The following is a 320-nucleotide window of genomic DNA, read 5'->3' on the forward strand; positions in this document are numbered from 1 at the left end:
ACTATAAAAAGGAGGCTTAAACATGAATTTTTACATTACGATTGATGAATCTGGACTTATTACCAAAGCTCAAAAAGATAGTTTTGACGGAGCTGAAATGGTTAAAGTTCCCGAGCAATATGGACCATGCTTCATTGATAATTTAGATGACTTCTTTCTTATTAAGGGAGAGCCAGTTAGTGCGGCTTTACCTAAAAATGCGGTTGATTTAGACAACAAAATTATGCAAGAAAAGTTAGCAGTTTTAAACGAATCCGGTGACAACACCGAAGAGAAAGTTGTTAAACTGCAAACCACTCTAGGCTTCTCGATGCAACAAA

1 protein-coding gene is annotated in these 320 nt (G+C 36.2%); it reads left to right on the plus strand.

Annotated elements, in window-relative coordinates:
* Positions 1 to 22 precede the first annotated feature (22 nt).
* On the plus strand, positions 23 to 320 hold a 298-nt coding region (locus AC6UD0_RS07395; protein ID WP_500708709.1), incomplete at its 3' end, for a hypothetical protein.

The sequence above is a fragment of the Fructilactobacillus sp. X7R9C1 genome (assembly GCF_059901005.1).